Raw genomic sequence first — 23,358 nt, forward strand, 5'->3', positions numbered from 1 at the left:
TCGCGACAACAGGGGATTGTGTTCGCCGGCAAGTTCGAATTCGGCTCGACGCCTTGACGCGAATCATTGTCTCCGGCATCACTGTTACGGAATTTTGTGAATATGAGCCATTTAGGCGTATCTGAATTAAATCTCTGTTAGTGCTTCCCGACGTGAACCATGCGGGAAGACACGCAAGGAGCACGGCGGGAATGGATATGACGGTAACACAGACACGACCCGAGACGGATCTTTCCCACGCCCGGCAGCCGGCCGATGAAGCGATTGCTGCCGATGCGCGCGCCCTTTCCGAACAACTGAAGGCAATGCGGGAGCGGCTGTTTCCGCCGACCGCGATGAAGACCCTTCGCAGCTTCACCTCAGGCGAAGCGGCAAAGCTGATCGGTGTCTCCGACGGCTATCTCCGCCAGCTTTCGCTCGCGGGCGAGGGGCCGCAGCCTGACACCGGCACCGGCGGCCGCCGCTCCTATTCGCTCTCCGACATCAATGCGCTCCGCCGCCACCTTGCCGAGCAGGCGCTTGCCAAGGGTAATGCCGCCAAGGCGCGCAGCTACCTGAAATGGCGTGACCGCGAGCGCGGCGAACATCTGCAGGTGATCTCGGTCACCAACTTCAAGGGCGGCTCCGGCAAGACCACCTCGTCTGTGCACATTGCGCAATATCTCGCCATGACCGGACACCGGGTTCTGGCCGTCGACCTCGACCCGCAGGCATCGCTCTCGGCCCTGTTCGGCTACCAGCCGGAGCTGGACCTCACCGGCAACGACACGCTCTATGGCGCCATCCGCTACGACGCCGAAGCGCGGCCGCTGAAGGACATCATCCGGCCGACCTATTTCGACGGGCTCGACCTGGTGCCCGGCAATCTGGAACTGCAGGAGTTCGAGCACACGACGCCGCAGGCGCTCAGCGCCCGCCACAATGGCTCGGAGGCCGGCCCGTTGTTCTTCGCGCGGGTCCAGGCGGCACTGGCAAGCGTTGCCGACGACTACGACGTCGTTGTCATCGACTGCCCGCCGCAGCTCGGCTATCTCACGCTGTCGGCGCTTTGCGCCTCGACGTCGGTGCTGGTCACCGTGCATCCGCAGATGCTCGACGTAGCGTCGATGAACCAGTTCCTCTACATGACCTCGGACTTGCTGAGCGTCGTGCGCGAGGCGGGCGGCGAACTCAACTTCGACTTCCTGCGCTATCTCGTCACCCGCTTCGAGCCGAACGATGGCCCGCAGGCGCAGATCGTCGGTTTCATGCGCTCGCTGTTCGGCGACCGCGTCCTGACCTCGGCGATGGTCAAGTCGACCGCCGTTTCCGATGCTGGTCTCACCAAGCAGACGCTCTACGAAGTGGGCCGGGAAAATTTCACGCGCGCCACCTATGACCGCGCGATCGAATCCTTGAACGCCGTCAACGGCGAGATCGAAGCTCTCATTCATGCGGCCTGGGGGCGCTAAAGACATGGCTGGCAACCGCAAGAACGAACTGCGTGCACTCTTCTCCGGAAACGTAACACCGGCCGCGCCCGCAGCTGAGCAGAATTTGGCCACTCCCGCCGAGGCGGCAGGCCCGAAAGCCGTACCTCAGCCTGCCGAAACACCTCGGGCGGCATCGGGCGCCATCAAGGCCATGGGGCTTTCGCTTGGCAGCATCACGCGTGAGGCCGAGGAAGCCCGGTCGCTGCGCGAGGCGCTGCATCAGGGCGAACGGGTCGTGGAACTCGATCCCGATCTGGTGGACGCCTCCTTTGTCGGCGACCGACTGACCGACGGCGAGCTCGACGATCCGGACTTCCTGGCTCTCGGCGACAGCATTCGCGAGAACGGCCAGCAGTCGCCCATCCTGGTGCGCCCGCACCCCGAAAAACACGGCCGCTATCAGACCGCCTATGGCCACCGTCGACTGAACGCCGTCCGCAGCCTCGGCATCAAGGTCAAGGCCATCATTCGGCCCTTGACCGATGACGAACTTGTGCTGGCGCAAGGCAAGGAAAACGCCGAGCGCCGCAACCTGTCGTTCATCGAGCGGGCGCTGTTTGCCTCGGCGCTGGCCGAGCGCGGCTTCGATCGCAAGGTTATCGGCGATGCGCTTGCCGTCCAGAAGAGCGAATTGTCGCGGCTGATCCAGGTTGCCGAAAGCGTTCCGCTGCCAATCGCGCGGGCGATCGGTCCGGCGCCCAAGGTCGGCCGCGAACGCTGGATGGCGATCGGTGCGATGCTCGAGGGCGAGCCGGCTCGGCAGAAGGCGCAGGAAGAGATTGGATTGAGGCGTTTCCTTGAAGCCGACAGCGATCAGCGCTTCCAGTTCGTCTTTGCGCGACTGTCGCGCACGGAAAAGCAGGATACGGCGAAGCCCGAGGTTCTCGTCGACGACAACGGCAGGGCCTTCGCCAAGCTGAAGCGCGATGGCAAGAGCGCCAGGATCGAGTTTTCGGCCGATGTGAGCCCGGCTTTTGTCGACGAGGCGATCGAGCTTCTGTCCAGGCATCACGCCGCTTTCGCGGCTGCGCGCCGGAGCTAAATCTTCGAGATTTCCGCAAGCCTGTGGCGATCATCTTCGGGCCGGCGTGACGAGGTCACGCCGGCCCGATTCGTTATGGTCCGTTGCTCCGACTGCCCAGGTCGGCTTGCTGTGTTCCCGCGTGCCAAAATGACGATGCGGAAGAAATATTTTCAACCCCATGCCGTCAGCGACAGAATGGCGCGATGCCCTTGAGCGGGATGGGGATTGCGGGTGATTCAGTGGTTGTTTTGCCGGGTTGAGCGGCGCGCGCGAAGTCTTTCGAGTGGCCCTTGGAAGGGACTTGTTAACCTTCATTTTCTATCGCTTAGCAGGCCCCTCGGCGATGTCTCTAGCTCTTCCAGGACCCATGCGTATTCCCAGGACAAATTTCTCTCAGGCAGCTTTGCATGATGCAAACCAGGCGGATTACTATGACGATCCGCAGGACGGTGCGTTGAGCGATATGCCCACCCATGACGTGGAACCCGTCGATCCCTACCAGCTGTACGAGGCGCCTGCCGCGCCTCGCAGACCTGCCAACCAGCAAACGGACGCAACCGCACATGTCGGCCGCGCCGCGCGCCTCTATGGCCAGGGCACGGCCTATGCGCCGGCCCAGGTGACGACGTCGACCGACGAGCCGCTGCCGACCCTGTCGGAGATTGCCGGCCACTACGGCGATTCGACCTGGGAGAGCCACTTTTTCCTGGCGCCGAATGTGCGCTTCACGCGCACGCCGGAACGGGAGTTTACCAAGCGCCGCGCGCCTTCGGACAGCGAGAGTGAGGTCGCACTTGAAGAAACCAGTGCGCCCGTCGAAACGGTCGTCGCCGAGATCGCGACAGTCGAGGTCGCTCCGGTGGCCATCGAGGTTGCTGCATCCGTCGAAGCGCCGGTAGTTTTCGCCGCGCCGGTCCCAGCACCCGAACCAGCCCTGCCATCCTACAGCCCGTCCGAACTTCTGCGCGTGCTCACGAGCCAGCTGCCGCATTGGTCGTCGGCATCCAAGGCAGATGTTGCCAACGCGGTTTCCGTCGCTGGTGCCGCGATCGCCGAGAGCCAGCCGGTACCGCCTGTCAACGAAGCGCCTGCAGCCATCACGCCGCCGGCTGTAACGGCCGAGCCACTACCGATTGCTGAGCCGACGGCCCTCGCGCCAGAGTTCCCGACTGACACGCGTCAGTCGTTCCTGTCGGATTTCGCGTTCTTCGAATTCGGTCCGTCCGGTGGGGATGACGAACCGGCCGCGGCCGTAGCCGTGCAGCCGAAGCCGTTCGTTGAAACTGCGGCGCCGGTTTCCTTTACGCCAGCTTCGTTCGTGACGATGCCGACGCCGGCATCAACTCCGACACCCGCCAAGGCGGTCGAAATCAGGCGCATGCCGCCAACGGCGATCACATCGTTGTTCCGCGTCGTCGAATGCCGGCCGGCAGCCGCCGTGCCAGCGATGCCTGCCGCCGCGGAAACGGCGCCGGTAGAACCGGTGTCGGTCGAACCCGTCCGCGATGCGCCTGCACCCATGGTCGTGCCGTCTGAAATCGCATCCGTTCCGCCTGTTGTGATCGAACCGTCCGAAATCACTTCGCTGATGGCCGAAGAAGAGCCGATCCGTACGGTTACTGCCTCCAAGGCGGCGATCACCATGCCTGCGCAGGTCTCGCGCGCGCCCTCGCTGTTGCCGCCGATCGGCGTCACCGAGCGTTTCTCTCAGGCCGATGGTTATGAGTTCCCGTCCGAAGACCTGTTGCAAGAGCCGCCGGAAGGGCGGGGCTTCTTCATGTCGCAGGAGCAGCTCGAGCAGAATGCCGGGCTTCTCGAAAGCGTGCTCGAAGATTTCGGCGTGCGCGGCGAGATTATCCATGTCCGCCCTGGTCCGGTCGTCACACTTTACGAATTCGAGCCCGCACCCGGTGTCAAATCCTCGCGCGTGATCAATCTGGCCGACGACATCGCCCGCTCGATGTCGGCGCTGTCGGCCCGTGTCGCCGTCGTGCCCGGCCGTAACGTCATCGGCATCGAACTGCCGAATGCGACCCGCGAAACCGTCTATTTCCGCGAGCTGATCGAATCCGTCGATTTCCGCAAGACGAACTGCAAGCTGGCGCTGTGCCTCGGTAAGACGATCGGCGGCGAACCCGTCATCGCCGAGCTCGCCAAGATGCCGCACCTGCTTGTCGCCGGCACCACCGGGTCTGGCAAGTCGGTGGCGATCAACACCATGATCCTGTCGCTGCTCTATCGGTTGAAGCCGGAAGAGTGCCGCCTGATCATGGTTGATCCGAAGATGCTCGAGCTCTCCGTCTATGACGGTATCCCGCATCTGCTGACGCCTGTCGTCACCGATCCGAAGAAGGCCGTCATGGCGCTGAAGTGGGCGGTGCGCGAGATGGAGGATCGCTATCGGAAGATGTCGCGCCTCGGCGTGCGCAACATCGACGGCTACAACCAGCGTGCTGCCGCCGCCCGCGAAAAGGGCGAGCCGGTGATGTGCACTGTCCCGGCCGGCTTCGAAAAGGGCACCGGCGAGGCGCTGTTCGAGCAGCAGGAGATGGATCTGGCGCCGATGCCCTATATCGTCGTCATCGTCGACGAGATGGCCGACCTGATGATGGTCGCCGGTAAGGAGATCGAAGGGGCAATCCAGCGGCTGGCGCAGATGGCGCGCGCTGCCGGTATCCACCTGATCATGGCGACGCAACGTCCTTCGGTCGATGTCATCACCGGCACGATCAAGGCGAACTTCCCGACCCGCATCTCCTTCCAGGTGACCTCGAAGATCGACAGTCGCACCATTCTCGGCGAACAGGGTGCTGAACAGCTGCTCGGCCAGGGCGACATGCTGCACATGCAGGGTGGCGGGCGGATCGCCCGTGTCCACGGCCCGTTCGTTTCGGACCAGGAAGTGGAACATGTCGTCGCCCACCTGAAGACGCAAGGCCGGCCCGAATACCTCGAAACCGTCACGGCGGATGAAGAGGAAGAGGAGCCTGCGGAAGAGCAGGGTGCCGTCTTCGACAAGACCGCCATGGCGTCGGAAGACGGCAACGAACTCTACGACCAGGCCGTCAAGGTGGTGCTGCGCGACAAGAAGTGCTCGACCTCCTACATCCAGCGTCGTCTTGGTATCGGCTACAACCGAGCCGCATCGCTCGTCGAGCGCATGGAGAAGGAAGGCCTGGTGGGTGCTGCCAACCATGTCGGCAAGCGCGAGATCATCCATGGCAATCGCGACCATGCGGTTGCGCCTGAAGGCGACGACATAGACTGAGAACGCACACGTTCGGCGTAAGGTATTGTTCAATAAGAGGCCGCGAAGCGAATGCTGCGCGGCCTTTTTCATGCGCGCCGAGTTTTTCTTGTGCCGCGTAGCGATCAGGTTGAGGCGAGGTCCCGGGGGGGGGCGGTGGTTGCCGAGCGGCCAGCCTCCACCGCCCGCCACCAATCACAGTCCCGCTCGCGTTGGTGCGCAGCTCTGTGGTCGGTCCCTGTGATTGAGCATCTTCGCACCGGCGAAGTTCTCCCCATGCCAAAATAAAAACGTTTTTATTTTCCTTGAAAACGTTTTTATTGGCTGTTACGCATATGTGAAGAGTGAGCCAAGGGCCTGGGAGGGTGCATGGCAGCGCATATGCATAAAACCCGGCGGGCACCGGCGCCAACGATCAAGACACTGGCCGAGATCACCGGCTATTCCATCGCGACCATCTCGAAAGCACTCAGGCAATCGCCTGTCGTTGCGCCCGTCACCCGCGATCTCATCTTCAAGGCGGCGCGCGAAGTCGGTTATCAGGCCAATGCGCGCGGCATGGCGCTTCGCACCGGAAAAAGCTTCCAGGCGGCCGTGCTGATGCCGGTCACGGCCGCGCGGGACTATGAGTGGGACGGTGTCGAATATACGCAGATCTTAAGCGGCGTCAGTCAGGCGCTTGATGGTACCGACTACCGCATGTCGGTGCACGTCATCCGCGACGCTGCCGACGGCGCTGAAGCCGCGCGCCGCATCGTCGATCAGGGGCTTGCCGACGGCTTGATTTTTTCGGGCATTCTTGCCGACGACCCGCGCATCGATCTGCTGGTCGATCATCATTTCCCATTTGTCTCGATGGGACGTTGCCGCAAGGATCTGGACTACGCCCATGTCGATATCGACAACGAATGGGCGGCCCACGCTGCGACCGCCCGTTTGCTCGCCGGCGGGCATCGTCGCATCGCGCTCGTCAATCCGGAGCGCCGGTTCTCCTATGCGATGGACAGACTGGATGGCTTTGCTCGCGCCTTCCGCGAGGCGGGGATTGTCGCCTCTGCCGATCTGATCGTCGAAGGTGATCTTTCGACCCATTTCGGCCGGCAGAGCGTGATCGACCTGCTGCAGGTGGCCGAGCCGCCGACTGCCTTCGTCTGCATCAACGAATCGACGACGCTCGGCGTGCTTTCCGGGCTCGGCAGCCTCGGACGGCATGTGGGCGTCGATGTCGACGTGATCGCCTATGACGACATCAATGTCAGCGCCTATTTCACGCCGCCGATCACCACATTCTATCAACCGATCGAGGTCCTGGGACGGACCCTCGGGCAGTTCCTGCTGAAGCGCATGGAGGGTGAGGACCCGAAAGCGCTCCGGCAGGTCTTCAGACCAACCCTGATCGAACGACAGCCGGACAATCTCGGCGGCAGGCTGGCCTGAGCTCTTATCATCCAAGGAGGAGAACCATGAAAAAACTGATCATCGCGCTGACCTTTGCAGCACTTTCCGCAAGCGCATCCCACGCCGCCGATCTCGGCGGAAAACTGCTCAAGGTGGGGTCCGACACCACCTCGCCGCCGATGGAAAGCGTCGATCCGGCGAGCGGCCAGATCGTCGGCTTCGACGTCGACGTGGTCAATGCGGTCTGTGCCAAGATCAATTGCCAGGCCGAGTTCATCACCACCGGCTGGGACGGCATCTTTGCCGCTCTCGACCAGGGCAATTTCGACCTCGTCGCATCAGGCGTCTCGATCACCGAGGAACGCAAGAAGGCGATGGACTTCTCCGATCCCTACATCGTCAACAGCCAGGCCGTGCTGATGCGGGTTGAAGACCAGGACATCACGCTCGAACGCTTCAAGGACGCCGGCAGAAAGCTGTCGGCCCAGGCGAACACCACCGATGCGCAGGTTGCCGAGAGTGTTGTCGGCAAGGAGAACGTTGCCGCCTATGACACCTTCAGCGCCGCGATCATCGCGCTCAAGAACAAGGATGTCGACGGCGTCGTCATCAACGGTGCCAATGCGGCCGCCTACGAGCGCGAATTCGCCGGCGAACTGGTGGTGGCGATCAAGGATCTGGAATCCGACCCGCTCGGACTGGTCTTCCGCAAGGGCGACGAGAACGTCGCCGCCTTCAACGAGGGCCTGAAGATGATCAAGGACGACGGCACGCTCGACCAGTTGGTCAACAAGTACTGGGGCCTGAAGTAAACCTCCCGCAATGTCCCCGGAGCGTCGATATGCGCTCCGGGATCACAGCCTGTTCCATTCGATACCCCCGGAGGAATGAATGTCGTTCCTGAGAAGCGTGCGTCCGAGCAATCTCATCATCCTGACCGCGCTGCCCTTCATCATCTATCTCTTTGTTTCCTCCGGAGACTACCAGCGGTCGCTTCGCGCCATTCTTGGCGTCGAGAACGGGTCGTCGGCCTTTGTGCCCGGCTTTCTCGCACTGGCGATTGCCTTTTCCGCCGGGCTCTGCGTCCTCCTGTTCTCGCGGTCGAAGGCGAGCCGCCCGAAATGGGCTGCCGCTGCGGCCGTGCTGAACATTGCGGCCGCAGGTGTTCTGCTCCTCGGACATAACATTCATCCCTTCATCGCCTCCGTGGTGGCAAACGGCGTCGATGCGTTCAAATCCGAGATGATCGTGAAGGGCGTGACGCCGCGGCAACTGACGGAGGCGGCCGATCTGTGGGTGAGGGGCGTCGAGGCGTGGCTTTTTCCTACCTACCTGTTTCTCAGTCTTCTCGGCCTTGGGCTGTTTTTTGCAGGCGCGCGCGCCGGCGAGCCCGTGGATAGTCCGCTGCGGCGTGCCGGGCGCTGGATCCTTGGCGTCGTCAATGGCGCCGGGTTGGTCTTCGTGTTTTTCTTCGCCCACATCGCATTTGCGGCAGGCGTGGCGACGACCATCCGCGCCGCGATTGCCGCCTACATCTTGGCCGCGCTGCTGGGCCTCGTCTGGGTCGGGCTGCTGCAATTGCACTCGACGGTCCGCACCAGTCTCTATTTCGCGGTTGCGACGCTGGTTCTTGCGCTCGTGGCTGGCTGGTTCCTGCTGCAGCCGCGCGATACCTATGTGCTTGCAGGCACGCTTCAAGGCAAGGTCGGCATCGTCACCAACACGCCGGCGGGCTTGATTAGCGCCGTGCGCTTCGGCCAGTATGATGGCGCGCCGCAGACGGAGACGCCGGTGCGCACCTTTATCGGCCCGACAGAGGCGCTCGCCTCGATCGCCAAGAACGAAGGCGTCAGCGCCGCCTTGTTGCCGGCCGCCTCCGTGCCCGCCGAAATGCCAGTGCTCTGGAAGACCGAGGCGCTCAACGACCGCGATCGTGCGACCGGCATCACCATTGCCGTGCTTGCGATCATCCTCGGGCTCTTGACCTTCGGCGGCTATTTGCACCAGCGCCACCCGCTGGCGATCGGCTCGGAGTTCATCGTCGATACCATTCGCGGCATTCCGATGCTGGTGATCGTGCTCTATGTCGGCCTGCCGCTGAGCGGCGCGTTGAAGGATGCCACGCAAGGCGTGCTCGACCCGCCCAATCTGGTGCGCGGCATCGTCGCCATGGCGCTTGCCTATTCGGCCTATCTCGCGGAAATTTTCCGCTCGGGCATCAACGCCATTCCGGTCGGTCAGGTCGAGGCGGCGCGCAGCATCGGCCTCAACCGCTGGCAGACGGCGCGGCTCGTCATCCTGCCGCAGGCGTTCCGGATCATCATTCCGCCGCTCGGCAACGAGCTGATCGCGATCCTGAAAGACACCTCGCTTCTGTCGATCCTGTCGATCCGCGACATCACCCAGCGGATGCGCGAGTTCCAGTCGGCAAGCTTCCTGCCGTTCGCGCCCTATAACTCCGCCGCGATCTTCTACATCTTCCTGACGCTTGCCGCGGCAAGCCTCGTGAACATGGTCGAGAGAAAATATGACATCAAGCATCGATAAAACGGGAGAGCGCGCGCCGCGCACGGTGTTGATCACCGGCGCGTCGCGGGGCCTCGGTCGCGAACTCGCACAGCTGTACGCGGCCGATGGCTGGCGGGTCATCGGCTGCGTCCGTGGGCAGGCGTCTTTCGACGGCAACATCGAAACGCACTCGCTTGATGTCTCCGACGCCGGTTCGATCGCGGCGCTTGGCAGAGCGCTCGAGGGTGTGGCGATCGACGTGCTCATCAACAATGCCGGCATCCGTGGCGACACGGGTGGGCTTACGACACTCGACGGCGACGAATTCCTTGAGGTGATGCGCATCAACACGCTTGCCCCTTTGCTTCTGGCGCGGGCTCTGCAGGCAAACGTCGTTGCCGGAGAGAACCGTGTTATCGCCAACATCTCCAGCCGCGCTGGCTCGCTTGCCGAAGGCACGCTCGACGACGATGACGGCGACTACGCCTATCGCTGCTCGAAGGCGGCCTTGAACATGGCGACGGTGAAGCTGGCGCAGGACTTTCGCAAGGACGGCATCGCCATCCTGTCGCTGCATCCGGGTTGGGTGAAGACCGATATGGGCGGCGGCGAAGCAAATGTTCCGGCGGCAACCAGCGCCGCCGGGCTGAAGGCAATGATCGATCAAGCGGGCATGGCCGATACAGGCAGTTTCCGCAGCTACGACGGACGACGGATTTCATGGTGACAGAACGAGCAGCAGGCATGGCACAGGAAGACTTGAAGGCAGAGCAGGAACTGGCGGCAATCCGTGCATTGCTCATCGAAGCCTACGGCATCGAAGGGGATGTCTCTCCACTCCCGGGCGAGCACGACCTCAACTACCGCGTCCGTGCGCAAGACGGCGAGCAGTATCTGCTGAAGCTTCACGCGCCTGGTGATGTCGACGACCTCGGCATGCAGGTCGCGGTACTCGACCACCTGGCGAAGACGGCATCCGATCTGCCGGTCTCGCGGCCAGTGCTGGGTCGCACCGGCGCTTCGACAGTGAAAGTCACGGTGCGTGGTGAGCGCACCGCTCGGCTGCTCACCTGGCTTTCCGGCGATATTTGGGCGAAGTCTGCATCCCGCAGTCGGGTGAGCGCGGAAACGCTCGGACACCTGCTCGGCCAGCTTGATCGAAGCCTTGAAGGTTTTGCCCATGCCGGCACGAAGCGTGTCTATGCCTGGGATATCGGCCGCGCCGACATGCATTTGGACCATGTGGACCTGATCGATGGCGACGAAAAGCAGGCTGCGGTGCGCACGATCCTCGAACAGTTCGCTTCTTCGGTGCTTCCGAGCCTCGATGCCTGCCCGCGCCAGGTCATCCATAACGACGCCAACGACTACAACGTGCTTTTGGACAACGCGGGACGCGTCAGTGGCCTGCTCGATTTCGGTGATATGGTCGAGACCTGGCGTGTGGTCGAGATTGCCGTGGCTTGCGCCTATGCGCTGATCGGCGCGGCGGATGCTGTCGGCACGATCGCAGCACTCGCGGGCGCTTATCATCGGGCGAACCCGATCAGCGAGGCCGAAGCGGGATTGATCTTCGATCTCGTCCGCACCCGCTATGCCGTCAGCATGTGCATGGCAGCCAAGCAGATCCGCGAAAATCCTGAAAACACCTACCTGCTTGTCAGCCAGGAGGACGTCTGGCGCGAACTTCAACGCCTGGAGCGCGAAAACCGCGCTGTCGCCATCGCTCGCATTCGCGACGCCTGCGGCTTTGCGCCGGTGGCGCATGCAGCTTCCGTCATGCGCTGGCTGGAGCGGAATGCCCACGATTTCTCGGCGATCGTCAAGCCGACTGCCACGAAACCGCAAGTCGCCGTCTTCGATTTCTCCGCCTCCAGTCCCGAGGCGGCGCAATGGGCGGCACTGGATGCAAAGGCGGCAGAGGTGCGGATCGCGGCACGTATCCGGGAACAGAATGCCGATTTTGGCATCGGCCTTTATGGTGAGGATCGTGCGGTCTACCAGGGCGACGCCTATGAGACGGCGACTTCAAGCGAACGTCGATCGATCCATCTTGGCGTCGACATCTTCGCGCCGGCAGGCGAGCCGGTGCATGCGCCGTTTGCCGGCAAGGTTGCCTTCGTTCATGACGACGCAGTCGCATACGGATTCGGCCCGACCGTCCTACTGGAGCATGTTACCGATACCGGCGATGCGTTCTGGACGCTCTACGGTCATCTGTCGCGCAAGACAATCGCGACCTTGAAGGTCGGCCAGCTGATCGCCACGGGCGAGAGCTTTGCGGCCTTTGGGACCGCCGAAGAAAACGGCAACTGGGCGCCGCATCTGCACTTCCAGCTGGTGACAGACCATCTCGGGCTTGAGGGCCGCATGTTCGGCGTCGGCGTGCGCGATCAATGGCAAGTCTGGCGTGAGGTCAGCCCTGATCCGAGTGTCGTGCTTGGGCTCTCCGTGCCGGCCTCCGTCATCGTCCCGCGCGACAAGGATTTTCTGGTGCGCGAGCGACACCGTCGCATCGGCCGTTCGCTCAGCATTGCCTATAGCGCCACACCGCTGAAGATCGTCGGCGGCGAAGGCGCCCACCTGATCGACGAGGATGGCACCCGCTGGCTCGACATGGTCAACAATGTCTGCCACGTCGGTCATTGCCATCCGCGTGTGGTCAAGGCGGCGCAGATGCAGATGGGCAAGCTCAACACCAATTCGCGCTATCTGCACGATTCTCTGGTCGAGTATTCCAGGCGGCTGGCAGCCCTGTTCCCCGACCCGCTCAATGTCTGCTTCTTCGTCAATTCCGGCAGCGAGGCCAACGATCTGGCGCTCAGGTTGGCGCGCGCCTATACCGGAAACCGCGACGTCATCACCGTCGACCATGCCTATCACGGCCACCTGTCGAGCATGATCGATGTCAGCCCCTACAAGTTTGCCGGCAAGGGCGGCGAGGGGCGTCCGGCCCATGTCCAGGTCGCGGAAATGCCGGATCTCTATCGTGGCCGTTATCGCTACGGCGACGCCGATGCCGGCCGCAAATATGCCGACGACGTGCGCAACCAGGTTCTGGCGCTCGCCGCCAACGGCCGCCGTCCGGCGCTGTTCTTCAGCGAGGGCATTCTGGGGACCGGCGGGCAGTTGACGCTGCCGGAAGGCTATCTGCGCGAGGCCTACGCCCATGTGCGCGCCGCCGGCGGCTTGTGCCTGGCGGACGAAGTCCAGGTCGGCTTCGGCCGCGTTGGCAGCCACATGTGGGCGCACCAGACGCAAGGGGTGATCCCTGATATCGTCACCATGGGTAAGCCGATCGGCAATGGTCACCCGATGGCGGCCGTCGTTACCACCGAGGCGATTGCCGCATCCTTTGCCAACGGCATGGAGTATTTCAACACCTTCGGCGGCAATCCTGTGTCGGCCGAAATCGGTCTTGCGGTGCTTGATGTCATTCGCGACGAGCGGTTGATGCACCATTGCCGTGTTGTCGGCGACCGGCTGATGGATGGCGCCCGCGCGCTGGCGAAGCGCCATGCCATCGTCGGCGACGTGCGCGGCTATGGGCTCTTCAACGGTATCGAATTGGTGCGCGACCGCGAGACGCTGGAACCGGCGGCAAGCGAGCTCGACTTCGTCATTGCTGAAATGAAACGCAAGCACCGGATACTGCTCAGCAGCGAGGGTCCGCACCACAATGTGCTGAAGGTGAAACCGCCGGCACCGTTCAGCCCCGAGGATTGCGACTATTTCCTTGGGGCACTCGACGAGACACTCGGGCGCTTAAGCCCTTGATCAAAATGCGATACGGCCGGTCATGCACCGGCCGTATCGCTTTTGGCCGCCCTTGTCGTGCACAGCAATTTCTTGAGTGCCAATTTTTCCCTTTACAACGAAGTTAAACGTTTTTATCGTTCATATAAACGTTTAACACGAACGTTCGGCAGGAGAGCCATTGAGCCGACTGCCGCAATGTTCGCCATCAGGGGAGGGCCCGTTGGCAGCTATCCGTATTGAAAATCTGCGCAAAGGCTTTGGTTCGCTCGAAGTCTTGAAGGGCATCAATCTCGATATCGCCGATGGCGAATTCGTCTGCTTTCTCGGGCCATCCGGTTGCGGCAAGAGCACGCTCCTGCGGTCAATCGCCGGCCTCGAAGAGCTCGATTCCGGTTCGATCCGCCTGGGGGATCGCGATATCACCGATCTGCGCTCGGCCAAGCGCGATATCGCCATGGTCTTCCAGAATTACGCGCTCTATCCCCATATGAACGTGCGCAAGAACCTGTCGTTCGGCCTGGCGCTGAACGGCATGAAGCGCGACGAGATCGACCGCCGCGTCGATAACGCCGCCGATATCCTGCGTATCTCCGAGCTTTTGCACCGCAAGCCCCGGCAACTCTCCGGCGGCCAGCGCCAGCGCGTCGCGATCGGCCGTGCGATCGTGCGCGAGCCAAAACTGTTCCTGCTTGATGAGCCGCTGTCGAACCTCGATGCCGGCCTGCGCGTGACCATGCGCGTCGAGCTTGCAGCACTCCACGAGCGGCTTGGCGTCACGATGATCTACGTCACCCACGATCAGGTCGAGGCGATGACGCTCTCCGATCGCGTCGTCGTGCTCGACAAGGGCAAGGTCAGCCAGTTCGGCACACCGCTCGAACTGTTCTATCAGCCGGCGAACCTCTTCGTGGCCGGCTTCATCGGTTCGCCGCGGATGAATTTCGTCACCGCCAATCTCGTTCGCCAGGACCGCTCCGAATTGACGCTGTCGGGCGGCGGTCTGGTGCGGGATCTTTCGCTCGAAACGCTGTCGTCGACCGTCGTCGCCAAGGACAAGCCGGTGACGATCGGCATCCGTCCGGACAAGCTCGAACTGGTTTCGCCCGAGGAAGCCCACTTGGTCGGTGACGTCCGTCTGGTCGAGCGTCTCGGCACCGAGAGCCATGTGCATATCGCCCTTGAGAGCGGCTCCGACATGACGGCGGTGGTGCGCGGCACGCACCCGGTTGCCAATCGCGAGCGCATCCATCTGCGCATTCCGGCCGAGCACTGCCATCTGTTCGATGCTGACGGCAAGGCGATTGCAAGGGCGCTCGATCCCGAGACGCAGATGCTGATCAATCAGGAAAAAAGCAAAAGGGTCGCGTGACCCGAATGAGGAGGAGAAGCATGCAGAACAAGACGAAGTCACTCATCGGCTCGCTCATGGTCTTGGCCATGGCTGGAGTTGCCACGGCCCGCGCGGAAGAAACCTTGCGCTTTGCCACTTGGGACACGGATGAAAGCCTGGCGATCCAGCAGGCAATCGCCAAGAAGTTCGAGGAAAAGCATCCGGGCGTGAAGGTTCAGGTCGAGCCTTATGCCGATGGTTACGACCAGAAGCTGATTGCCGCCTTCGGTGCCGGCAGCCCGCCCGACGTCATGTACATGTGGAATTTCCCGCAGTACTACACGTCGCTGATGCCGCTCGACGATCTGATCGCGCGCGACGCCGCCGAGGTGAAGCCGGACGATTTCCCCAAGGGCCTGATGAACACGACGCGTGTCGACGGCAAGACCTACGGCATGCCTTCGGGCTTCACGACCCAGGTCGTCTTCTACAACAAGGACATGTTCGCCAAGGCCGGCGTCGAGGAGCCGAAGGACGGCTGGACCTGGGACGACCTGCGCGCCAAGGCCGCCAAGTTCCGCGACGAGAAAAACAAGGTCTACGGCTTTGCCGTCGACGCCAAGCCGGATCCTTACGACTTCGAGCAGTTCCTCTGGTCGAACGGCACAAAGTACATCTCCGACGATGGCAAGCAGATCGACGGCTACATGAACAGCGATGCGGCCGCTCAGGTCCTCGACATGTTCGGTGACATGGCCAAGAAGCAGGAAGCGATCACGCTCAACCTTGGCGACGACACCTCGGGCAGCACGCTGTTTAAGGGCGGCAAGATCGCCATGTTCCAGAGCGCCATGTGGTCGAAGTCCGGCATCGACGCTTCAGGCATCAAGTACGGTGTCGCGCCGTTGCCGAAGTTCGGCGACAAGACCGCCCATTCCGCACTCGGCGTCTCGGCGATCTCGATCGCCAAGGATGCGGCCCATGCCGATCTCGCCTGGGAATTCGTCAAGTTCTTCTCCTCGCCTGAAGCCGTTGCCATGCGCGTCAACGACCTGCCGGTCCGCACCAGCGTTGCGGAAGAAAAGGGCATGACCGCGGATCCGATCTACAAGCCGTTCTTCGACATTCTCGCGACCTCGAACACCGAAACCCACGCGTTCCTGAAGAATGCCAACTGGGGCAAGGTGCAGGACAATCTCGCGCGCGCCATCGAAGCGACGATGATCGACCAGGGCAATGCCAAGCAGCATCTGGACGATGCCGTCAGCCGTTCCAAGCGGTTGATCAAGTAACAAAGGGAGTACGGGGAGATGGATATGACCTATGCCGGGGCAGAGCCCAAGGTGGCAAGGCGCAAGCGCTCCGCCATCGCGCGTTATGCCGCGCCTTATCTGTTCATTTCCCCGTGGATCCTCGGTTTCCTGTTCTTCACGCTCGGGCCGCTCGTCTTCTCGCTGACGATGAGCTTCTACGATTGGCCTGTCGTCGGGGAACGCACCTTCGTCGGGCTCGACAATTACCGTACGATGATTTCAGACGACCCGCAGTTTTGGGAGAGCCTCTGGATCACGGTGAAGTTTGCGGCGATCTATGTGCCGTTCAACATCATCATGTCGTTCTTTCTGGCGCTGATGCTGCACAACATCCGCTTTGCCAGCGGCTTCTTCCGCACCGCCTTCTACCTGCCGAGCGTCATTTCCGGCGTCGCACTGGTGACGATCTGGAGTTGGATCTACAGCAAGGAATACGGCCTTTTGAACTTCATACTGTCGCTCGTCGGCATCAACGGGCCGAACTGGCTCGGCGATCCGAATCTCGCGATCGTCGCGATCATCATCGCCAGCCTCTGGGGCCTCGGCGGCACCATGCTGATCCTTCTGACCGGCTTGAAAGCCATCCCGAAGGAACTCTACGAGGCGGCGACCGTGTCCGGCGTTCCGGGCTGGGCGCAGATGCTGTTCATCACCCTGCCGATGCTCGGACCGATGCTGCTCTTCACCTTCATCACCTCGATCATTTCGGCCTTCCAGCAGCTGACCATCGCCCTGCTTCTGACCAAGGGCGGCCCGCTCGGCTCCACCTATTTCTTCGCCATGTACATCTACGACAACGCCTTCAAGTATTTCGACATGGGTTATGCCGCCGCCGGCTCCTGGGTGATGTTCATCATCGTCCTGGCGCTCAGCCTCGGCGTCATGCGCTGGTCGGCCGCCTGGGTCTACTACGAAGGCGAAGTCCGCCAGAACGATGGAGACGGCCATGCGTAAGACGCTGCTCTATTCCGCACTGATCCTGCTTTCGGCTCTGTTCATCGCGCCGTTCTACTGGACCTTCATGACGGCGATCAAAAGTACCGCCGATCTCTACCAGTTCCCACCGGTCTTCTGGCCGTCGGAATGGCATTGGGAGAACTTTGCCGCCGCCTGGAACAAACAGCCCTTCGGCACCTATCTGACCAATTCGCTCATCGTCGTCGTGTTTTCGACGATCGGCCAGCTCATTTCCTCGTCGCTCGTTGCCTATGGCTTTGCCCGCTTCCGCTTCCCCGGCCGCGATCCGCTGTTCATCGTGCTGCTCGCCACCATGATGATCCCGTGGGACGTGAAGATGATTCCGCTCTACATGGAATTCAACATGCTGGGTTGGATCAACACGCTGAAGCCGCTGATCGTGCCCGCCTATTTCGCTGACGCATTCTTCGTCTTCCTGCTTCGCCAGTACATCATGACCGTGCCGATGGAGATCGACGAGGCGGCGCGCATGGACGGCGCCAACGCCTTCGACATCTACTGGCGCATCCACCTGCCGCTGATGATGCCGGCGCTGGTGCTGGTCGGCACCTTCCACTTCATGAACGCCTGGAACGACTATCTCGGCCCGCTGATCTTCCTCAACGACCAGTCGAAATACACGCTGACGCTCGGGCTTTCGATGTTCAAGGGCCTGCATGAGGTCGATGTCACCTCGATCGCCGCGATCACGGTGATCCTCTGCCTGCCACCGCTCGCCCTCTTCTTCGTCGCCCAGCGCTACATCATGGATGGCGCGGTCGGCTCGTCGGTGAAGGGATAAGTGATGCTGTTCGATATCGAGCATATTCCCTTCAGCCGAAGGGGACGGTTCCTGACGCTGTCGATGATGAAAGTACCGGGTGGCAATGGCGATCGCGCGCTCTACCTGCGCTTCGTTGCCGGCGGCGACGAGCGGCCCTCGCTCGGGCGCCTCTGCCGCGTCGAGTTCCTCGATGCCATGGGCAAGCCGGCGCAGGCGACCTTCGAGTTGTCGCCGGAGCGGCTGGTGGCCCGCATCGGCGCGGGATCGCTAACCTTTGTCATCGGTGAGGGAGAGCGGTTGCACCTCAGCGGCGAGAACGCCGGCGTGCGCCTCCATTTGGAAGGATCGCGCTACGACTATGTCTATCGCACGCCCACCGGCGACGATTGCCTTGTCGCTGCCGTCGAAAACGTCAAGTTCATCCCGCGCGCCGTGTCGGGCAGGCTCGACGTGTCCGGCGCCTGGCAGCGCGATCATTCGGCCGACGTTTCCTTCGCCTTTTCGGGCGAAGGCCCGTTCGAGGGCAATGTCGATTTCTTCCGCACCGTGCCGACGACTGCGCCGCTTCAGAGCTTCACCGATGCGCTTTCCGGCGCGACTGCCGAATTCGGAGAGTGGCATGCCAGCGTGCCGACGGGTGCTGAAGGCCAGGACGAGGCGCATCGGCTGGCAAGCTACCTTCTGTGGGCCAACGGTGTACCATCAGGCGGTCAGCTGACGCGGCCGGCGATCTACATGTCCAAGAACCACATGATCAACATCTGGAGTTGGGACAATGCCTTTTCGGCGCTGGGTGTAGCGGCCGTCGATGCTGAGCTCGCCTTCGACCAGTTGGCAGTGATCTTCGATCACCAGGATGCGTCCGGCCTGCTGCCCGATTACATCAACGATCGCGATGTGCTTTTCGCCTTCACCAAGCCGCCGGTGCACGGTTGGGCTGTGTCGCTGATCGCGGCTAGGCACCCGGACTTCCTGACCACCGAGCGCCGGGAATACCTGCGCGGTGCGATCGGCAAACAGGTCGACTATTGGCTGACCTATGCCCGCGCGGACGCCAAATCGCTGCCGAGCTATTTCCATGGCAACGACAGCGGCTGGGACAATGCGACCTTCTTTGCCGAAGGCGGTCCCGTGATCTCGCCGGATCTGCCGGTGTTCCTCATTCTCGCCTGCCAGACGCTTGCGACCCTGCTTGAGAGCGATCCAGTGCGCGCCGCCGAATGGAACGCCAAGGCGGACGCTTTGCAGACGCTGCTGTTCGAGCGGCTATGGACCGGCGAAACCTTTGGCGCGCGGCTTGCGGGTGCACCGGATAGGATTCTGCCAGGCGAAAACCTGATCCAGTTCATGCCGCTGTTGCTTGGCGCGCGCCTGCCAAGCCCGATGCGCGAAAAGCTCGTCGCCCGTCTGGTTTCTGGCGGTTTCATCACCGCCTGGGGACCGGCGACGGAAAGCCCTGAAAGTTCGTTCTACGAGGATGACGGTTACTGGCGCGGACCAATCTGGGCGCCGACCACGCTGCTTCTCTGGGACGGTCTTCGCCGGCAAGGGGAGATTGAGCTGACGCGCGAAATCGCGGAAAAGTTCTGTTCACTGGCCAGCAAAAACGGTATGGCCGAAAACTTCGATGCGCGGTCGGGGAGGGGCCTTCGCGATCGGGCATTCGCCTGGACATCCGCAGTCTATCTCCTGCTGGCGGCATCGCTCAGCACTAGAGCGGGATGAGGAAAAGTGTGCGCGGTTTTCCGCGCGCATCCCGCTCTAACTTATGAGAATCGATCACGATGGTTTTGGGTCGAGCCGACCCAAAACCATCGTGATCTAGCAACCCATGACGAGCCGAGACGCCATGCAAAGACCAACGATCAAGACCATTGCGCAGGAAACGGGGCTGTCGATTGCCACCGTGTCCAAGGCCCTGAAGCATTCGCCTCAGGTTCGCCCGGAAACGCGCGCGATCGTCATCGAGGCGGCGACACGCGTCGGCTACGAACTCAATATGCACGGCGTGCAGTTGCGCACTGGCAAGACCTATCAGGTTGCTGCGATCATGACGGCGCCAGGCCCGAAGCAGAACGAGTGGGAAGGCGTGGAATACGCCCAGCTCCTGAGTGGCATTTCCTGGGCGCTGGAAGACAGTCCCTATCGGGTCTCGCTCTACGCTGTGCGGAATTTCGAGGAGAGCCAGGCGATCATCAAGCAGATCGTCTCGCTGAAGAAGGCCGACGGCATCATCATCTCGGGCACGCGCGCCGACGATCCGCGCATCCGCACCATGCAGGCGGCGGACTTTCCCTTCGTTACCTATGGCACGAGCGTGCACAACGCGCCGCATGCCTATGTCGACGCTGACAACGAGCAGATGATCCGCGTTTCCATGGCGAGACTGGTCGAGCGCGGCCATCGCCGCATCGCGCTCCTCAACCCATTGTCGGACCTGAGCTACGGCATTACCCGGTATGAGAGCTACAGACGCGCGCTCGAGGTCGCCGGCCTGCCCTTCGATCCGGCGCTGGTGGCGCATGGGCGGCTGACGCCGGCATTCGGGCGGGAAAACGTGCTGACGATGTCGGAGCTTTCCAATCCGCCTACCGCCTATATCTGCGCCAATGAGGCGTCTGCGCTTGGCGCCTTCTCCGGCTTCCACGAGCGCGGCCTCGTGCACGGCCGCGATGCCGTCATCAATGCCACTGACGATCTCAACGTCAGCCAGTATTTCGCGCCGCCGATCACCACCTATTACCTGCCGATCAGCGAGCCGAGCAGCCTGCTCGGCGCCTACATTCTGCGCCGGATGGAGGGCGAGCCGCCGGAAGCTTTGCAGACGCTTCTGATGCCGAAGTTGATCGAGCGCTGCGACGACCGCCTGACCCCGAACCGTTGAAGATGTAGACGAACCACGACAACCACACGACTGCGCCAGATGATATAAACGTTTATATCCTTGAGAGCGCTCGCATCGAAGACAACGCGCCGGGTAAAGCCGGCCGAAAGCATGACGAAGGACCCGATCTTGCATATGCCCCTGACGAGACCGAACCGTTTCAACGCCGACCAGCAGAAGACCGACATGCTCGAACTCGGCGTCTGCTACTATCCGGAGCAATGGCCGCGCGAGAAGTGGGAAGAGGACGCCCGCCGCATGGTCGAGCTCGGGCTTGCCTGGGTGCGCATCGGCGAGTTCGCCTGGGCGAAGATCGAGCCGCGGTCGGGCGAGTTCCACTGGGAATGGCTCGACGACGCGATCGACGTGCTCGGCCGTGCCGGACTGAAGGTCATTTTGGGTACGCCGACCGCCGCACCGCCGAAGTGGCTCATCGACCGTCATCCGGATATCCTGCCGGTCGACGTCAATGGCGTGGTGCGCAAGTTCGGCGCGCGGCGCCACTATTGCTTCTCCAGCCGCGTCTACCGCGTCGAGGCAGCCCGCATCACCGACGCCATGGCCGAACGCTACGGCAGACACGCCTTCGTCCATGCCTGGCAGACGGACAACGAATATGGCGATCACGACACGATCTACAGCTATTCCAATGAGGCCGAGCGGGCGTTTCGCCTGTGGCTTGCCGAGCGTTACGGCACGACCGACGAGTTGAACCGCGCCTGGGGCACGGCCTTCTGGGCGATGAACTACAACAGCTTCGACGAGGTGGAGCTGCCGAACAATCTCGTCGAAGAACCGAGCCCGACCCATATCGTCGACTTCATCCGCTTCTCGTCGGACCAGGTGAAGAGCTTCAACAAGGCGCAGGTCGACATTATCCGCAGCTATGCGCCCGGCCGCCCGGTGACGCATAATTTCATGTCGCACAACACCGACTTCGACCACTACAAGGTCGGCGAAGACATCGATATCGCCTCCTGGGACGTCTACCCGATGGGCGGGCTGCTGAATGGTCGGCTCAGGGCCGAGGACAAGGGGCGCTACCTGCGCGTCGGCGATCCGGACCAGCCCGCCTTCAACCACGATCTTTACCGCACCGTCGGCCACGGCCGCGTCTGGGTGATGGAACAGCAGCCGGGGCCGGTCAACTGGGCAGCGCACAACCAGTCGCCGGCCGATGGCATGGTGCGGCTGTGGACCTGGCTTGCCTATGCGCACGGCGTCGACATGGTCTCCTATTTCCGCTGGCGGCAGGTGCCGTTTGCGCAGGAACAGTTCCATGCCGGCCTGCTGCTACCCAACAGCGAGCCCGACCAGGGCTATCTCGAAGTGGCGCAGGTCGTGGAAGAAATGAAGCTTCTGCCGAAGGGCGAGGCCCGCGGCAAGGCCAAGGTCGCGATCCTGCTCGACTACAATTCCCGTTGGGCGACGCGCGCCCTGCCGCAGGGCCGGACCTATTCGGCCGCCGCGACCGCGCTCGACTGGTACTCGACCGTCTCGCGCCTCGGCGTCGACGTCGATTTCATCGGTCAGCATTCCGATCTCGACGGCTACCAACTGGTGCTGGCGCCAGACCTCGTCATCGCCAACCAGGCCTTTGTCGAGAAGCTGGCGAAATCTCAGGCCAAGGTGTTGTTCGGACCGCGTAGCGGCAGCAAGACCGAGGACATGCACATTCCCGAAGGCTTGCCGCCGGGCCCGCTTGCAGCCCTCATCGACGTCAGCGTCGCCCGCGTTGAATCCCTGCCGGAATTCCATGATGAGGCGGTGCTTTACGGCAACGAGACCTACCCGTCAGGCATCTGGCGCGAGACGGTGCGCACCAGCGAGACGGTGCTAGCAACCTTCGAAGGCGAATACCGCAATGGCGCCCCGGCGCTGGTCGGCAACGACAAGGCGCGTTACATGGCGGCGGCTGCCCAGGGCGATCTCTTGAAGAAGGTGATCAATGATGCACTCGGCTGGGCTTCGGTCGAAGCGCTCGCCGATCTCGGCGATCTGCGCATCACCCGCCGCGGCAAGCTGAACTTCGCCTTCAACTACGGCAAGGCGGCGGCCGAGGTGCCGGCCGGCACTGGCGCGACCTTCCATGTCGGCTCACGCAAGCTCGGCCCCGTTGACGTCGCGATCTGGACGGAATGAGAATTGGACCATGGGCGGATTACTCCGCCCATGGTCATTCCATGACTATTTCACTGGTTCGGCGGCAAGAATGCCTTCGAGGCGGTCGTAGCCGATGGCAATACCGCTCTCCATCGGCGATTTGAGGACCGCATCGCGCGTTTCCGTGGAGGAGTATACGACGGCGGTCGTCACCGTGGTGCGCCCACCATCCTCGACAAAGTGGGTCGTCACCTCGGTCTGGCCGCCGGTCCAGTCCTCGTCGAAAAGTTCCTCATGGACGATCCGGTCCGGTGCATCGATTTCGCGGTAGGTGCCGCCCATGCCCATCTCGGTGCCTTCGGTGTTTTTCCAGACATAGCGAAACTTTCCCCCGGGTCGCAGATCGATCTCGCAGACAGGCAGCGACCAACCGTCCGGGCCGGTCAGCCAGCGCTTGACGAGCGCTGGCTTGGTGAAGGCGTCGAAAACCAGCCGACGCGGCGCGTCGAACGTGCGGATGATGCGGACCTCGCGATCGCCATGGGCAGTCACAACAAGTTTGTTCGGTGCAGCATTCAT

16 protein-coding genes are annotated in these 23,358 nt (G+C 62.3%); 15 read left to right on the forward strand and 1 reads right to left on the reverse strand.

Annotated features, from left to right (window positions below):
* Window positions 1–197 precede the first annotated feature (197 nt).
* The 15 genes from repA (at window position 198) to BLJAPNOD_RS30415 (ending at window position 22,818) form a co-directional block, all read left to right on the forward strand.
* On the forward strand, window positions 198–1,451 hold the full coding sequence (gene repA, locus BLJAPNOD_RS30345) for a plasmid partitioning protein RepA (RefSeq protein WP_115422745.1): 1,254 nt from the start codon (window positions 198–200) through the stop codon (window positions 1,449–1,451).
* A 4-nt stretch (window positions 1,452–1,455) separates the two neighbouring features.
* Entirely contained in the window at window positions 1,456–2,514 is a 1,059-nt protein-coding gene (repB, locus tag BLJAPNOD_RS30350; protein ID WP_115422510.1) for a plasmid partitioning protein RepB, read from the forward strand.
* 349 nt (window positions 2,515–2,863) lie between these two features.
* Window positions 2,864–5,764: a DNA translocase FtsK gene (locus BLJAPNOD_RS30355; protein WP_115422511.1), complete on the forward strand. Its 2,901-nt coding sequence runs from the start codon at window positions 2,864–2,866 to the stop codon at window positions 5,762–5,764.
* Between the two features lie 348 nt (window positions 5,765–6,112).
* Window positions 6,113–7,180, forward strand: coding sequence for a LacI family transcriptional regulator (locus BLJAPNOD_RS30360; protein WP_244611153.1), 1,068 nt, complete (start codon window positions 6,113–6,115; stop codon window positions 7,178–7,180).
* A 26-nt stretch (window positions 7,181–7,206) separates the two neighbouring features.
* Entirely contained in the window at window positions 7,207–7,953 is a 747-nt protein-coding gene (locus tag BLJAPNOD_RS30365) for a transporter substrate-binding domain-containing protein (protein ID WP_115422512.1), read from the forward strand.
* Window positions 7,954–8,032: 79 nt separating this feature from the next.
* Window positions 8,033–9,688, forward strand: a complete 1,656-nt coding sequence (locus BLJAPNOD_RS30370; RefSeq protein ID WP_077505276.1) for an amino acid ABC transporter permease — start codon at window positions 8,033–8,035, stop codon at window positions 9,686–9,688.
* Window positions 9,689–9,713: 25 nt separating this feature from the next.
* Window positions 9,714–10,376: an SDR family oxidoreductase gene (locus tag BLJAPNOD_RS30375; protein ID WP_199566075.1), complete on the forward strand. Its 663-nt coding sequence runs from the start codon at window positions 9,714–9,716 to the stop codon at window positions 10,374–10,376.
* A gap of 17 nt (window positions 10,377–10,393) precedes the next feature.
* Window positions 10,394–13,426, forward strand: a complete 3,033-nt coding sequence (locus BLJAPNOD_RS30380; RefSeq protein ID WP_115422514.1) for an aminotransferase class III-fold pyridoxal phosphate-dependent enzyme — start codon at window positions 10,394–10,396, stop codon at window positions 13,424–13,426.
* Window positions 13,427–13,628: 202 nt separating this feature from the next.
* On the forward strand, window positions 13,629–14,777 hold the full coding sequence (gene ugpC / locus BLJAPNOD_RS30385; protein WP_115422515.1) for a sn-glycerol-3-phosphate ABC transporter ATP-binding protein UgpC: 1,149 nt from the start codon (window positions 13,629–13,631) through the stop codon (window positions 14,775–14,777).
* Window positions 14,778–14,797: 20 nt separating this feature from the next.
* On the forward strand, window positions 14,798–16,030 hold the full coding sequence (locus tag BLJAPNOD_RS30390; RefSeq protein WP_115422516.1) for a sugar ABC transporter substrate-binding protein: 1,233 nt from the start codon (window positions 14,798–14,800) through the stop codon (window positions 16,028–16,030).
* An 18-nt stretch (window positions 16,031–16,048) separates the two neighbouring features.
* Window positions 16,049–17,005 carry a sugar ABC transporter permease gene (locus tag BLJAPNOD_RS30395; RefSeq protein ID WP_115422517.1) on the forward strand — a complete coding sequence of 319 codons (957 nt, stop codon included), beginning with the start codon at window positions 16,049–16,051 and terminating at the stop codon, window positions 17,003–17,005.
* Window positions 16,998–17,810, forward strand: a complete 813-nt coding sequence (locus tag BLJAPNOD_RS30400; protein ID WP_077505268.1) for a carbohydrate ABC transporter permease — start codon at window positions 16,998–17,000, stop codon at window positions 17,808–17,810. Before BLJAPNOD_RS30395 ends, BLJAPNOD_RS30400 begins: the two co-directional genes overlap by 8 nt.
* A 3-nt stretch (window positions 17,811–17,813) precedes the next feature.
* Window positions 17,814–19,517 carry a glycoside hydrolase family 37 gene (locus BLJAPNOD_RS30405; RefSeq protein WP_115422518.1) on the forward strand — a complete coding sequence of 568 codons (1,704 nt, stop codon included), beginning with the start codon at window positions 17,814–17,816 and terminating at the stop codon, window positions 19,515–19,517.
* A 124-nt stretch (window positions 19,518–19,641) separates the two neighbouring features.
* Window positions 19,642–20,676: a LacI family DNA-binding transcriptional regulator gene (locus BLJAPNOD_RS30410; RefSeq protein ID WP_115422519.1), complete on the forward strand. Its 1,035-nt coding sequence runs from the start codon at window positions 19,642–19,644 to the stop codon at window positions 20,674–20,676.
* A gap of 129 nt (window positions 20,677–20,805) precedes the next feature.
* Window positions 20,806–22,818, forward strand: a complete 2,013-nt coding sequence (locus BLJAPNOD_RS30415; protein WP_199566062.1) for a beta-galactosidase — start codon at window positions 20,806–20,808, stop codon at window positions 22,816–22,818.
* A gap of 45 nt (window positions 22,819–22,863) precedes the next feature.
* Here BLJAPNOD_RS30415 and BLJAPNOD_RS30420 read toward each other — a convergent pair whose 3' ends face one another.
* The gene (locus BLJAPNOD_RS30420; RefSeq protein ID WP_077505262.1) at window positions 22,864–23,358 is read right to left on the reverse strand and encodes an SRPBCC family protein; all 495 of its coding nucleotides are present in this window, start codon (window positions 23,356–23,358) and stop codon (window positions 22,864–22,866) included.

Source organism: Ensifer sp. M14, assembly GCF_003355565.1.
In the GTDB taxonomy this organism is placed as follows: domain Bacteria; phylum Pseudomonadota; class Alphaproteobacteria; order Rhizobiales; family Rhizobiaceae; genus Ensifer.